The sequence below is a fragment of the Exiguobacterium sp. s11 genome (assembly GCF_018619015.1).
GTDB lineage: Bacteria > Bacillota > Bacilli > Exiguobacteriales > Exiguobacteriaceae > Exiguobacterium_A > Exiguobacterium_A indicum.
In genome coordinates this window covers 1-13,548 of record NZ_JACSNF010000006.1, presented here as the reverse complement: position 1 = coordinate 13,548, position 13,548 = coordinate 1, and the positions used below count along the sequence as shown (strand labels likewise).

13 protein-coding genes, 1 rRNA gene and 1 riboswitch are annotated in these 13,548 nt (G+C 51.0%); all 14 genes read right to left on the bottom strand.

Annotated elements, in window-relative coordinates:
- Window positions 1-184: 184 nt before the first annotated feature.
- The gene (gene purD, locus KNQ12_RS15065; RefSeq protein WP_214749784.1) at window positions 185-1,447 is read right to left on the bottom strand and encodes a phosphoribosylamine--glycine ligase; all 1,263 of its coding nucleotides are present in this window, start codon (window positions 1,445-1,447) and stop codon (window positions 185-187) included.
- 15 nt (window positions 1,448-1,462) lie between these two features.
- Complete coding sequence (gene purH / locus KNQ12_RS15060) at window positions 1,463-2,983, bottom strand: bifunctional phosphoribosylaminoimidazolecarboxamide formyltransferase/IMP cyclohydrolase (protein ID WP_214749787.1); 1,521 nt, start codon at window positions 2,981-2,983, stop codon at window positions 1,463-1,465.
- Window positions 2,980-3,555 (bottom strand): phosphoribosylglycinamide formyltransferase, encoded by a 576-nt coding sequence (purN, locus tag KNQ12_RS15055; RefSeq protein ID WP_023467073.1) that lies wholly within the window; start codon window positions 3,553-3,555, stop codon window positions 2,980-2,982. The genes purH and purN overlap by 4 nt, the downstream gene beginning before the upstream one ends.
- Complete coding sequence (purM, locus tag KNQ12_RS15050; RefSeq protein ID WP_174316005.1) at window positions 3,552-4,586, bottom strand: phosphoribosylformylglycinamidine cyclo-ligase; 1,035 nt, start codon at window positions 4,584-4,586, stop codon at window positions 3,552-3,554. Before purM ends, purN begins: the two co-directional genes overlap by 4 nt.
- Window positions 4,587-4,602: 16 nt before the next feature.
- Window positions 4,603-6,012, bottom strand: coding sequence for an amidophosphoribosyltransferase (gene purF / locus KNQ12_RS15045; protein WP_035398966.1), 1,410 nt, complete (start codon window positions 6,010-6,012; stop codon window positions 4,603-4,605).
- A complete protein-coding gene (gene purL, locus KNQ12_RS15040) occupies window positions 5,988-8,207 on the bottom strand; it encodes a phosphoribosylformylglycinamidine synthase subunit PurL (protein ID WP_214749790.1) in 2,220 nt (739 codons plus the stop codon). The genes purF and purL overlap by 25 nt, the downstream gene beginning before the upstream one ends.
- On the bottom strand, window positions 8,188-8,871 hold the full coding sequence (gene purQ / locus KNQ12_RS15035; protein WP_023467070.1) for a phosphoribosylformylglycinamidine synthase subunit PurQ: 684 nt from the start codon (window positions 8,869-8,871) through the stop codon (window positions 8,188-8,190). The genes purL and purQ overlap by 20 nt, the downstream gene beginning before the upstream one ends.
- On the bottom strand, window positions 8,868-9,116 hold the full coding sequence (gene purS, locus KNQ12_RS15030; protein WP_023467069.1) for a phosphoribosylformylglycinamidine synthase subunit PurS: 249 nt from the start codon (window positions 9,114-9,116) through the stop codon (window positions 8,868-8,870). Before purS ends, purQ begins: the two co-directional genes overlap by 4 nt.
- Window positions 9,113-9,820: a phosphoribosylaminoimidazolesuccinocarboxamide synthase gene (gene purC, locus KNQ12_RS15025; protein WP_214749793.1), complete on the bottom strand. Its 708-nt coding sequence runs from the start codon at window positions 9,818-9,820 to the stop codon at window positions 9,113-9,115. The genes purS and purC overlap by 4 nt, the downstream gene beginning before the upstream one ends.
- 59 nt (window positions 9,821-9,879) lie before the next feature.
- Window positions 9,880-11,175 (bottom strand): adenylosuccinate lyase, encoded by a 1,296-nt coding sequence (gene purB, locus KNQ12_RS15020; protein WP_035398969.1) that lies wholly within the window; start codon window positions 11,173-11,175, stop codon window positions 9,880-9,882.
- Entirely contained in the window at window positions 11,172-12,275 is a 1,104-nt protein-coding gene (purK, locus tag KNQ12_RS15015) for a 5-(carboxyamino)imidazole ribonucleotide synthase (protein ID WP_214749795.1), read from the bottom strand. Before purK ends, purB begins: the two co-directional genes overlap by 4 nt.
- Entirely contained in the window at window positions 12,272-12,763 is a 492-nt protein-coding gene (purE, locus tag KNQ12_RS15010) for a 5-(carboxyamino)imidazole ribonucleotide mutase (protein ID WP_214749798.1), read from the bottom strand. Before purE ends, purK begins: the two co-directional genes overlap by 4 nt.
- Before the next feature lie 89 nt (window positions 12,764-12,852).
- Window positions 12,853-12,954: riboswitch (purine riboswitch) on the bottom strand.
- Window positions 12,955-13,163: 209 nt separating this feature from the next.
- Window positions 13,164-13,361, bottom strand: coding sequence for an NETI motif-containing protein (locus KNQ12_RS15005; protein WP_023467064.1), 198 nt, complete (start codon window positions 13,359-13,361; stop codon window positions 13,164-13,166).
- 99 nt (window positions 13,362-13,460) lie between these two features.
- A 5S ribosomal RNA gene (gene rrf, locus KNQ12_RS15000) occupies window positions 13,461-13,548 on the bottom strand; the annotation flags it as partial.

Genomic DNA, 13,548 nt, shown 5'->3' with positions numbered 1-13,548 from the left:
GAAAACGCTTTCTTATAGTTCTTATACTAAAATGTTGCTAAGTAAGTTTCAAGAAGTTTTGCCCCGTTCCGGATTCATTTGGTCAAAATAACACAAATTCGCCATGGAAGACAAATCTTTTCGTGCACTTCGCCAAGAAACAAAAAACCAGACGCGACTCCTTCGAGCACGTCTGGTTCAGATATCATGATTCATGCGAGGCACGAAAGGCTTTTTGAGCGATATCAGTTCGGTAAAAGAATGGCTGATCCGTCACGTCTGGTAAGTTTGCATAGACCTGTTCGACAGCCTGCTCGATCGTCTCGGCACGGCTGACACACACGAGGACACGTCCACCAGCTGAGACAAGTTGATCGTTTCGTCCTGCCGTTCCGGCATGAAAAACGAGAAGATCATCCCCGATCTGGTCAAGTGGAATCACTTGTCCCGTTTTTGGCGCTTCCGGATATCCTTCTGCTGCGACGACGACACCGACAGCTGCTTGATCCGTCCAAACGACTTCTGGTGTCTGTCCGTCCATCAACGGCATGATGACATCAAGCAACGGCGTCTCTAAGCGCGGAAGAATGACTTCTGTCTCCGGATCACCGAACCGAGCATTGAACTCGATGACGAACGGTCCTTGTTTCGTCAGCATCAGACCGGCATAGAGGAAGCCGGTGAACGGAATCCCTTCGCTTGCCATCTGATCGACAAGCGGCTGAATGATGCGATCAACGGCTTCTGTCGTCAACGCCGCTTCGTCCCACTGAGGTAGCGGAGAATACGCGCCCATTCCTCCTGTGTTCGGACCTAAGTCACCGTCAAACGCCCGTTTATGATCTTGCGACAATACCATTGGAATGACCGTCTCTTCGTGAACGAATGCCATCAACGAACACTCTTCCCCGATCAGGCATTCTTCGATGACGACGCGGCTTTGTTGACCGTATTCCCCGGCAAACGTATCGTGGATTGCAACAAGTGCTTGGTCCACGGTTTCTGCGACTGTGACTCCTTTTCCGGCAGCGAGTCCGTCGGCTTTGATGACGATCGGTGCACCCGCTTCGCGAACATACGCTTCTGCTTCTGCTGCTGAAGTAAAGACAGCGTGAGCAGCGGTCGGAATACCGGCACGCGCCATCAATTCTTTCGCGAACTGCTTACTTCCTTCGATCGCCGCCGCTTCCCGTGTCGGTCCGAAGATTTGCAGTCCCGCTGCCTGAAAGGCGTTAACGACTCCGAGAACGAGTGGTCCTTCTGGTCCGACGATCGTCCAATCGATCTGTTCGTCTTGTGCGAACGTCACGAGTTCATCGATGGCATCTTCGGCGATCGGAACACATGTGGCTTGTGTCATCCCGGCATTCCCAGGCGCAGCATACACTGTCTCGATCCGTTCATCCTGTGCCAGCTTCCAGACGAGCGCGTGTTCACGCCCTCCTTTACCAATCACCAATACCTTCATTCAAATCGCCTCCGCTTAGTGTTTGAAATGTCGAACGTTCGTAAAGACCATCGTGATGCCATGTTTGTTACACGCATCGATTGACTCTTGGTCGCGAATCGAGCCGCCTGGTTGAATGATTGCCGTAATGCCAGCTGCTGCTGCCGCTTCGACCGTATCGCCCATTGGGAAGAAGGCATCGGAAGCAAGGGACGCGCCAATTGCTTTTTCTCCGGCTTGCGTAATCGCGATGTTCGCTGAACCAACACGGTTCATCTGTCCTGCACCAACGCCGACCGTTACTTCGTCTTTCGCGAGAACGATCGCATTCGACTTGACGTGTTTGACGGCGCGCCATGCGAGTTTCAAATCCTCCCATTCCGCTGCTGTCGGTTTGCGGTCTGTCACGACACGTGCTGCTGCATCATCGAGCGTCTCATCGTCACTGTCTTGGACGAGCATGCCGCCAGCGACTGCCGTATAACGGATTGCTTGGACACGTTTGACGTCGAGTTCAAGCAGACGGATGTTCTTTTTCGCTGACAACAAGGCGAATGCTTCTTCCGTGAAGGATGGTGCGATGATGATCTCAAGGAAGATGCCGCTTAATTGTTCTGCTGTCTCTAAGTCAACTTCACGGTTCAAGGCGACGATGCCACCGAAGATTGATACTGGATCTGCTGCATGTGCGCGGCGGAATGCCTTTCCGATCGTTGGACCGACGGCAACTCCACACGGGTTCATGTGTTTGACGACGACGGCTGCTGCTTCGCGGAACTCGTCGAGGATTTCGAGTGCGGCGTTGGCATCTTGGATGTTGTTATACGACAACTCTTTACCGTGCAACTGTTTCGCTGAAGCGAGGGAAGCCCCACGGTAAATCGGTGTTTTATAAAAGGCTGCTTCTTGATGTGGATTTTCTCCGTATCGAAGGTCTTGGACTTTCTCAAGCGTGATCGTCAACTGATTGGGGAACTTCTCACCTGTTTGTGTCAAGAAATAATCCGCGATCAACGCATCGTACGCTGCTGTATGACGGAATGCTTTCGCCGCAAGACGTTGACGTGTCTCAAACGTCGTACCGCCTTCACGAATCTCGGCAACGATCGTTTCATAATCAGCTGGGTCGACGACGACCGTGACAGCTGCGTGATTTTTCGCTGCTGAACGCAACATGCTTGGTCCACCGATATCGATGTTCTCGATCGCATCGGCATAGGCGACGTCTTCTTGTAAGACCGTCTGCTTGAACGGATACAGATTGACGACGACGAAATCGATCGGTTGGATGTGTTGCGCCGCCATCTGCTCACGATGCGATTCAAGGTCACGACGACCGAGTAATCCACCATGAACCATTGGATGGAGCGTCTTGACACGTCCATCAAGCATTTCTGGGAATTGTGTGACTTCACTGATACCAATGACCGGAAGCCCAGCTTCCTCTAACGCTTGATGTGTTCCGCCTGTCGAGACGAGCTCGATCCCTGCTTCATGAAACGCTCGTCCTAATTCGACGATTCCTGTTTTATCCGACACACTAATTAACGCTCTCATACGTTTGCCTCCTCTTTCATCCACTCTTCGATGACTTGCGGATACAGTCTATGTTCGACACGCTGAATCGCTTGTTGCAATGTTTCACGCGTCATCTCTTCTGTAATCCGGACGGCTTCTTGAGCCATGATCGGTCCTGTGTCCATGCCTTCATCGACTATATGAATTGTAACACCTGTGATTTTAACTCCGCCACGAAATGCTTGTCCGATCGCATCTTTTCCCGGGAAGGCCGGAAGTAGCGACGGGTGGATGTTGACGATCCGCCCTGCATATCGTCCGAGCAACTCTTCCCCAATCAATCGCATATAGCCGGCGAGAATGATCCGTTCGACGCCTTTTGCTTCAAGACGGGCAATGATTTCCCGCTCAAAACTCGGTTTATCCGGATAGTCCTTCGCCCGAAAGACGAAGACGTCACATCCGCGTCGTTTCGCCCGTTCGATGACTGCTGCGTCCGGTTGATCGCAGACGATCAGTTCGATCGAGGCATGTAACGTTCCTGCCTCGATTGCTTCAAAAAGTGCTTCGACATTACTACCGCTTCCCGATGCAAAACAGGCGATCTTCATGCGTTGACTCCTTGAATTCGGACACCTTCTTGATCGGTCACGTGACCAATCACGTACGCCGTCTCATTTTCACGAGCGAGGCGTGCTGTCACTTCCGCGACATCTTCTGGTTTGACGATCAACATGAAACCAATCCCCATGTTGAAGACATTGTACATGTCATGTCGTGGCAGGTCACCCGCTTGCTCGAGCCAGTCGAAGACTGGTAACGTCGGCCACTTTTTCGGGTCGAACGATGCGCCGAGACCTTCTGGCAAGACGCGTGGTACGTTCTCGTAGAATCCCCCACCCGTAATATGGACCATCGCTTGGATCTTTTCCGTCTCAAGGGCTGCTTTGACCGCTTCGACATAGATACGTGTTGGCATGAGGAGCGCATTTCCGAGCGTATGACCGAGCATCATGACTTCATCTTCGTAGCGGAGTCCACTGTCGGCGACGATTTTACGGACGAGTGAGAACCCATTCGAATGGACGCCAGACGAAGCGAGACCGAGAATGACATCTCCTGCTGCGACGTTATCACCTGTGATTAATTTTTGTTTCTCGACGGCACCGACGGCGAACCCGGCGATATCATATTCGCCGTCCGCATACATCCCTGGCATTTCCGCTGTTTCGCCGCCGATTAACGTACATCCCGCCTGGACGCAACCTTCTGCGACACCTGCGACGATCCGTTCGATCTTCGCCGGAATCGCCTGACCGAGCGCGATATAATCAAGGAAATAAAGTGGTTCCGCGCCTTGGACGATGATATCGTTCACACACATCGCGACACAGTCGATCCCGATCGTATCGTGTTGTTCCAGTGCGAAAGCGAGCTTGAGTTTCGTACCGACACCATCTGTCCCACTGACAAGGATCGGTTCTTTCAACTGCAATTGGCTGAGGTCGAACATCGCACCAAAGCTACCGAGTCCCGTCAATACTTCTTTGCGCATCGAACGGGCGACGTGTTTTTTCATTCGGGTGACTGACTCATATCCTGCTGTCAGACTCACACCTGCTGCTTCGTAATGTTTGCTCATGTTCTTCCCCCATCTATCAAAGTTTAGCTTCTAACTCGAGCGAACCGAGCGGTGTCGGATACTCTCCTGTGAAGCAAGCGGTACATTGTCCTTTTAACGGTCCATCGAACGGGCGATCGATCGCATCGACCATGCCCGGTACAGTTAAGAATTCAAGGGAATCCGCACCGATTTCCTGACGGATTTCTTCCGGCATCAACCGAGCAGAGATCAGTTCTTCCTTCGATGAAGTATCAATCCCGTAATAACATGGATTCGTAATCGGTGGTGCCGTGATGCGGACGTGCACTTCCGTCGCACCCGCTTCACGTAACAAACCGACGATGCGACGACTCGTCGTTCCCCGGACGATTGAATCATCGACCATGATGACACGCTTTCCTTGTACGACGCCGCGTAGCGCGGACAACTTCATTTTGACCCCACGTTCCCGTAACTCTTGTGACGGCTGGATGAACGTCCGTCCGACATACCGGTTCTTGATCAATCCCATTTCATATGGAATACCGCTCGCTTCCGCGTAGCCGATCGCTGCCGAGATACTTGAATCCGGCACCCCGGTAACGACATCTGCTTCGACCGGTGCTTCTTCATACATCTTTTTCCCGAGTGCTTTGCGAGCCGTATGGACGTTGACGCCATCAATGATTGAATCTGGGCGCGAGAAGTAGATGTATTCCATCGAACACATTGCTCGTTCACGTGGTTCCATGTATTGACGAGACGACATGCCGTGTTCTGTGATCGTTACGAGCTCCCCTGGCTCGATATCACGAATGAACTCCGCGCCGACGATATCAAAGGCACATGTTTCTGACGCGAATACGATGCCGCCGTCTGGTGTCTTCCCAAGTGACAGTGGACGCAGTCCGTGTGGATCAACTGCTACGAATAACGTGTCTTCCGTTAAGAAAAGGAAGGCGAACGCCCCAACGAGACGCGCGAGACTGTCGGCAATCCGGTCTTCGAGTGTGTCGAGCTTACTGCGTTTGACAAGATGGGCGACGACTTCCGTATCACTCGTCGTCTGAAAGATGGCACCCTCTGCTTCTAACAGGTGCTTCAGTGAATCCGCGTTGACGAGGTTTCCGTTATGTGCGAGAGCAAGATCTCCCGTCCGCGATTTGAAATGCAGCGGTTGAGTGTTCTCAAGCGTGTTTCCTCCTGCTGTCGAATACCGGACATGTCCGATTGCATGATGTCCTTTCAGATTCGTCAGTGTCTCTTCCGAAAAGACTTCCGTTACGAGTCCTTGCCCGCGATGTGGGAAGAGGTCGTCACCGTCACTCGTGACGATGCCTGCCCCTTCTTGTCCCCGGTGTTGCAAGCTATGCAAGCCGTAATAAGCAAGTTGCGCCGCATTCGGTTGTCCGAAGATCCCGAAGACGCCACACTCCTCATTTAGTCCTTTGATGTCATATAACACGCGATTGCTCCTTCCCAGTCTCCCTGTAAGGTCGAACGGTCTGCTTCGATCCGTGTCTCTGCCGTTTCGATGACGAGAAGCTCATCGTTCGTAACGACACCGATCGCTTGAGCACCAGTCCGTTGTTCGAATGCTGTGACGTGCGCTTGTGGCACCGTGACGATGAAGCGTGATTGCGATTCGCTGAACAGGTGTAAGGTCGGTCCGTCGAACTGAACCGTCAACCCGAGGTTCGTCCCAAACGTCATCTCAGCGAGAGCGATGGCAAGACCACCTTCTGATACATCATGCATCGCATTGACTTCACCTGCTTGTACTGCCTGCTGTAACAATTGTAAGCGTGCGTGTTCGACGGCTAAATCGATCTGTGGTGCGCGACCGAATGATTTACCGAATTGCATATATTGAAGTTCACTGCCGCCAAACTCGGCTGTTGTTTCTCCTAATAGATAAATCTGGTCACCAGCTTGTTTGACGTGTTGTGTCGTGATCCATTCGGTTTGCTCGTGTAATCCAACCATTCCGACGACCGGTGTCGGGTGAACCGCTTGACCGGCTGACTCGTTGTAGAGTGAGACGTTTCCACCGATGACAGGTGTCTCAAGGACACGACATGCTTCTGCCATACCGGCTGTTGCTTGTTGCAACTGCCAGAAGCCTTCTGGTTTATCCGGATTTCCGAAGTTCAGACAATCCGTGATGGCGAGTGGTGTCGCCCCACTCGCGACGATATTACGTGCTGCTTCTGCTACCGCAATCTGTCCACCGACGTATGGATCCAAGTAGACGAAACGGCTGTTACAGTCGGTCGTCATCGCGAGCGCTTTGTTCGTGCCGCGGACACGAATGACGGCTGCGTCTGATCCTGGTGCGACGACGGTCGATGTCTGGACCATATGATCGTACTGATCGTAGACCCAGCGTTTTGAAGAGATCGTCGGCTGACGGAGTAACGCCCGCCATGTCTCAACGACATCTTCGACGACTGGAAGCGTCTCTTCCATCGCTTGGAATGCTTCATAATACGCAGGAACGCGGGATGGTTTTTCGTAGACTGGTGCTTCTTCTGCTAACGCATCAACCGGAACTTCTGCGACGATATCTCCATGATGAATCAACCGTAAGACTTTCTCTTCAATGACTTCTCCGACGTGAACGGCATGGAGTCCCCATTTGCTGACGATTGCTTCGATCTCTGCTTCGCGACCACGCTTGACGACGAGTAACATCCGCTCTTGTGATTCCGAGAGCATCATTTCGTAGGCAGTCATCCCTGTCTCTCGTTGCGGGACGTCATCGAGGTGCATCTCGATGCCCATACCGGCTTTTGAAGCCATCTCTGCTGAAGACGATGTCAGTCCGGCAGCACCCATGTCCTGCATCCCGACGAGTGCCGGATGCCCGACGATTTCAAGACACGCTTCAATCAATAGCTTCTCCATGAATGGATCGCCGACTTGAACAGCCGGACGTTTTGCTTCCGTATCCTCTCCGAGATCCTCCGAGGCAAACGTCGCACCATGGATCCCGTCGCGTCCAGTAGCTGCACCGACGTACATGACCGAGTTGCCGACACCTTTTGCCTGACCTTTTTGAATATCGGCATGGTTGATTAAACCGATACACATCGCGTTGACGAGTGGATTGCCTTCATACGAGCGATCAAATCCGATTTCGCCACCGATCGTTGGAATACCGACACAGTTGCCGTAACCGGCGATTCCGGCGACGACTTGTTCGAACAGTTGATTGACACGTGGTGTACCGAGATGACCGAAACGGAGCGAGTTCATGAGTGCGACCGGTCGTGCGCCCATCGAGAAGATGTCACGAATGATTCCGCCGACGCCTGTCGCAGCCCCTTGATACGGTTCAACAGCGGATGGATGGTTGTGGCTTTCGATCTTAAAGACGACTGCCTGCTCATCGCCGATATCAACGACACCTGCACCTTCCCCTGGTCCTTGTAAGACACGTGGTCCAGTCGTCGGGAATTGACGGAGGACAGGTTTAGATGTCTTGTATGAACAATGCTCGGACCACATGACTGAGAACAATCCTGTTTCCGTATAGTTCGGTTGGCGTCCGAGTAAATCGACGACCATCTGGTATTCTGTATCACTCAAGCCCATCGTGGCATAGACGCGTTGCTCTTGAATCAATTCTGGTGTTGGTTCAGACTGTTGTTTTAGCATGGTGTGCCCCCTGTTTGACGAGTGAAGTAAAGAGTTTTAGTCCATCTGTTCCGCCGGTCAAGAGTTCGACCGCTCGTTCCGGGTGTGGCATCATCCCAAGAACGTTGCCGGCTTTGTTCGTGATTCCGGCGATATCGCCGCGCGAGCCATTCGGATTGTCGACATATGTGAAGGCGATTTGTCCGTTCGTTTGCAGCATCGCGTAAGTCGCATCGTCGCAGTGGTAGTTTCCTTCACCATGCGCGATCGGAATCGAGATCGTCTCGCCTGGCAGGTAATCCGATGTAAAACGTGTCTTTGTATTCTCAACCTTTAGTTCAACCGTCCGGCACATGAACTTCAAGCCGTTGTTTCGGTGCAAGACACCTGGTAAGAGTCCCGCTTCGACAAGGATCTGGAATCCGTTACATACCCCGAGGACCGTTTTCCCTTCTGCCGCAAAACGTTTGACTTCTTCCATGATCGGTGAGAAGCGCGCGATCGCGCCGCAACGAAGGTAATCTCCGTAGGAGAATCCGCCCGGTAACAGGACGCCGTCGTAGCCTTCAAGTGATGTTTCGGTATGGAAGACGTATTCAGCTTCTTCTCCGAGAGCATCCTTGACCGCATGGTACATATCTAAATCACAGTTCGATCCCGGAAAGACGATGACCGCGAACTTCATGCTGGCGTCACCTCTTCGATCGTAATCTGGTAATCTTCCATCACCGTGTTGACGAGTAGTTTTTGACACATCTCATGAATCATCGCTTCTGTCGTTTCCGTTTCAACGAGCAGTTCAATCTGTTTTCCGATTCGGACACTCTCGACACCCGTAAAACCAAGCTGTTGCAATCCGCCTTTTACAGCAACTCCTTGTGGATCTAAAATGCTTTCCCGTAATGCGATCGATACGATGACTTTTTTCATTGTGTGTTTCCTCCTAGGCGATTGAATAGTGTTTGGTAGGTCTCTGTCAGTGAACCGATGTTGCGGCGGAAGACATCTTTATCGAGATGTTCTCCAGTTGCTTGATCCCACAAACGGCATGTATCTGGTGAAATCTCATCAGCTAGTAGAATCGTTCCGTCTGCCTTCTTTCCGTATTCCAGTTTAAAATCAATCAACGTGATTCCGTTTTGACGGAAGTAAGGTTGCAAGACTTCATTCACGCGAAGTGCCTTGTCCGACAACTGTTTCAACTCTTCAGAAGTCGCAATCTTCAGTAAATTGATGTGTGATGAGGTGACGAGTGGATCGCCTAACGTATCATCTTTATAGTAGAACTCAACGATTGGTGTTTCGAGTACCGTACCTTCTTCGATACCGAGCCGTTTACTCAAGCTTCCCGCGACGACGTTTCTGACGACGACTTCGAGTGGAATGATGGTGACACGACGTACGAGCTGTTCGCGCTCCGAGACACGTTCAATGAAATGTGTCGGAATGCCCGCTTGTTCGAGGATTTCAAAGAAATGACTCGTCAACCGGTTGTTCAATTCGCCTTTTCCAGCAAAGACTTCTTTTTTCTCGCCGTTGAATGCCGTGGCCTCGTCTTTATAGACGATCCGGAGCACATCCTGCTCCTGCGTCGTGTACAATCGTTTTGCTTTTCCTTCATAAAGTGGTTGCATCGCTTTCGTCCCCCATGATCCTAAGATGTAGACGGGGCAAGTGCCCCGTCTCAGGTTGATTAGTTCAAGCCACACCGTTCAAAGATTTCATCGACACGACTCGTATGATACGTCGGATCGAAACACGCATCGAGCTCTTCTTCTGTGAAAAGCTGTTGAATGTCCTGTTCTTGCCACAATAAGTCACGGAACATGATTTGTTCTTCCCACGCCTGCATCGCACGCGGTTGAACGAAATCATACGCTGCTTCACGCGACCAGCCTTTTTCGATTAAAGCGAGTAAGACATGTCCAGAGAAGATGACACCGAACGTCCGGTCCATGTTCCGCTTCATGTTGTCCGGGAAGACCGTCAAGTTCTTCACGATGTTTCCGAAACGGTTCAACATATAGTTGAGTAGTCCTGTCGCATCCGGAAGAATGATGCGTTCGGCCGAAGAATGCGAGATGTCACGTTCGTGCCAGAGTGAGACGTTCTCGTATGCCGTCACCATGTGTCCACGGATGACTCGAGCAAGACCTGTCATGTTCTCTGAACCGATCGGATTTCGCTTGTGCGGCATCGCCGATGATCCTTTTTGACCTTTAGCGAAGAATTCTTCGACTTCACGTGTTTCCGTTTTTTGCAGACCTCGGATTTCCGTTGCCATCTTTTCGATCGATGTCGCGATCAAAGCCAGTGTCGACATGTAGTGTGCATGACGATCACGTTGTAACGTTTGCGTGGAGACCGGAGCAGGCTTTGTCCCTAACTTTTCGCAGACATACTTTTCAATGAACGGATCGATGTTCGCGAATGTTCCGACGGCACCTGACATCTTGCCATATTCGACCGTCTCACGTGCTGCTTCGAAACGGACTTTGTTTCGTTTCATCTCTTCATACCAAAGCGCTAGTTTCAGACCGAACGTCGTCGGTTCTGCATGTACGCCATGTGTGCGTCCCATCATGACCGTATATTTATGTTCGTTCGCTTTGACTTTTAAGATGTCGATGAACCGATCGAGATCTGCAGCAAGAATGTCGTTTGCTTGCTTCAACAGATACGAGAGTGCTGTATCGACGACGTCCGTTGACGTGAGTCCGTAATGGACCCACTTGCGTTCTTCTCCAAGTGTTTCAGAGACAGCGCGCGTAAAAGCGATGACATCATGACGTGTCTCTTGCTCGATTTCAAGGATGCGGTTGACATCAAATGAGGCATTGTCCCAAAGCAACTGGACGTCCTCTTTCGGGATGACCCCTAGTTCACTCCATGCTTCACACGCAAGGATCTCGACTTTTAACCAAGCCTCGAATTTGTTTTGTTCGGTCCAGATCGCTTTCATCTCAGGACGTGTATACCGTTCGATCATTGAACTGTCTCCTTCCATATCGACAGGCGTTCGACTTCTGCCAAAGCATCGTCGACGGTATCCGCAAGAATGTTCAAATGGCCCATCTTGCGTCCTGTCTTGGCTTCTGCTTTTCCATATAAGTGAACTTTCGTCCGAGCGTTTAGTCTCGGTAGTTCCTCGTATAATGCTGTGACATGCTGACCCAGGATGTTCGCCATGACGACCGGTGTCGTCAGACGGGTATCACCGAGTGGGAGACCACTGATGGCACGGATATGTTGCTCGAATTGGGATGTTTCGCAAGCATCAATCGAATAGTGACCCGAATTGTGTGGTCGGGGTGCTAGTTCATTGACGATTAGTCGAGAACCAACGACAAACAACTCGATGGCCAGTGTACCGATCAGCCCGACGGCATCCGCGATCGATTCAGCGAGCGCAATTGCTTCTTGTTCGAGCGATTCAGAAATGCGTGCCGGTACAATCGATAGATGCAAAATGTTCTCTTGGTGAATGTTCTCACTGACTGGGAAGACACGTGTTTCTGTTGCGCTTCGAGTGACGATGACGGAAATTTCCTGATCAAACGGTAACCACTGCTCCGCAACATACTCTGTCGGTTCGAATCGTTTGATTGCCGCTTGGAACTGTTCTTCCGTCCGGATGACGGTCTGTCCTTTTCCGTCATAGCCGAATCGTGCTGTCTTCAAGACGAACGGTAACCCGAGTCGCTGTTTTGCTTCCTCTAAGTCAGAAGGATGCGTCACCGGATGGTACGGAGCGACAGAGTGTCCAATGCGTTCAATCATCTCTTTTTCCCGTACCCGATGTTGCGTTTGAAAAAGGAGATCCGTTCCATGAATCAGTTTCGTCCCGATTGCTTCAGCGACTTCCGTTGAGATGTTCTCGAATTCGTAGGTGACGACATCTGATTCAGCTGCGAGCTGTTTGGCTGCCTCGACATCCGTGAAGGGAGCTTGGATATGTTGATCCGCCACTTGCGCACATGGTGCGTTGTCTGTTGGGTCGAGTGTCAAAATCTCAAAGCCCATCTCACGGGCGGACAGTGCCATCATTCGACCAAGTTGACCGCCGCCTAATATCCCGATTCGTTTCATAACAGGTTCCCTCCAGATGCAATGACGTCTCCTTCTAGTTCGACTCGCATATGATCGAGCTTGCGGGCAAGTCGTTCATCTTGAATCGAAAGAATTTGAGCAGCTAGCAATCCGGCGTTTTTTGCGCCTGCTTCTCCGATGGCAACCGTTGCGACCGGTACACCACCTGGCATTTGAACGATCGAGAGCAAGGAATCAATTCCTTGGAGCGCTCTACTTTTCACAGGAACACCGACGACGGGTAATGTCGTTTTAGCGGCTACCATGCCCGGTAGATGAGCAGCACCGCCTGCACCGGCAATGATGACCTTCAGTCCTCGTTCACGTGCTGATTCAGCATAACGAAACATTAGATCCGGTGTCCGGTGTGCGGAAACGACTTTCTTTTCGTAAGGAATCTCAAGTTGCTCCAACACATCACATGTATGTTTCATCGTTTCCCAATCCGATTGACTTCCCATGATGACGCCGACTTCTGTATTTCCCATCGCTGTTTCCTCCTTTGTGCATAAAAAAAGCCCAAACCACGGCTAAAAGGGTGGCTTAGGGTATAAAAAGGTACGCCAAAGAAATATCGACGAACATCCATATACCCCATAGTCCAACGATTTAGGGTCGTTAGGTAGAAACTTGCAAGCCATATCCCTGCTATTATACGAGGTGTTTATATTCAATCATCCTGTCACGACTTCATCTTAACAAGTCCATCCCAAGGCGTCAACCAAAGGCGAACAATTTAATTGTCTGAAAATTTATCGTTCGGTTTTAAAAGTAGTTTTTCTGATTTCATCTGGTGTCCATTCGGAGTTTATTTTCCTGAAAGGCATCACATGGAATCAAGCACTAAAAAAAGCACCCTCCACATGATTCGGAGGATGCTCTAGGCAGTTATTCGTTCTCTTTCACTTTGCAATCGAAGACGATTTGCTGACGAATTGGATACGGTTCGCCATTAGCGTCTAATCCAAAGATCGGTTCTTCTCGTCGGACCGTCGGGCGGTATCCCATGGCATCGATACGATCCAAACAGGCACCAATCGTCTCGTTCTCTTCGACGGCTACGCGTAGTTTCGTTTTTTTCGCCATATCCCTGTTCAGTCCCTTCATTAAAATGGATACATGTCTTTCTACAAAAAGACACAAAAAAGCGGCGGCCCTTGAGCGTATGCTCCAGAACCACCGTTTGCCTGGCAACGTCCTATCCTCACAGGGGGAAGCCCCCAACTACTTTCGGCGTTCAAGTGCTTAACTTCCGTGTTCGGCATGGGAACGG

What these genes read in the sequence shown, in the direction of transcription:
- purD (WP_214749784.1), bottom strand. Translation starts at nt 1,447, where the DNA reads ATGAAGGTATTGGTGATTGGTAAAGGAGGGCGTGAACACGCGCTCGTC.
- purH (WP_214749787.1), bottom strand. Translation starts at nt 2,983, where the DNA reads ATGAGAGCGTTAATTAGTGTGTCGGATAAAACAGGAATCGTCGAATTA.
- purN (WP_023467073.1), bottom strand. Translation starts at nt 3,555, where the DNA reads ATGAAGATCGCCTGTTTTGCATCGGGAAGCGGTAGTAATGTCGAAGCA.
- purM (WP_174316005.1), bottom strand. Translation starts at nt 4,586, where the DNA reads ATGAGCAAACATTACGAAGCAGCAGGTGTGAGTCTGACAGCAGGATAT.
- purL (WP_214749790.1), bottom strand. Translation starts at nt 8,207, where the DNA reads ATGCTAAAACAACAGTCTGAACCAACACCAGAATTGATTCAAGAGCAA.
- purQ (WP_023467070.1), bottom strand. Translation starts at nt 8,871, where the DNA reads ATGAAGTTCGCGGTCATCGTCTTTCCGGGATCGAACTGTGATTTAGAT.
- purS (WP_023467069.1), bottom strand. Translation starts at nt 9,116, where the DNA reads ATGAAAAAAGTCATCGTATCGATCGCATTACGGGAAAGCATTTTAGAT.
- purC (WP_214749793.1), bottom strand. Translation starts at nt 9,820, where the DNA reads ATGCAACCACTTTATGAAGGAAAAGCAAAACGATTGTACACGACGCAG.
- purB (WP_035398969.1), bottom strand. Translation starts at nt 11,175, where the DNA reads ATGATCGAACGGTATACACGTCCTGAGATGAAAGCGATCTGGACCGAA.
- purK (WP_214749795.1), bottom strand. Translation starts at nt 12,275, where the DNA reads ATGAAACGAATCGGGATATTAGGCGGCGGTCAACTTGGTCGAATGATG.
- purE (WP_214749798.1), bottom strand. Translation starts at nt 12,763, where the DNA reads ATGGGAAATACAGAAGTCGGCGTCATCATGGGAAGTCAATCGGATTGG.
- KNQ12_RS15005 (WP_023467064.1), bottom strand. Translation starts at nt 13,361, where the DNA reads ATGGCGAAAAAAACGAAACTACGCGTAGCCGTCGAAGAGAACGAGACG.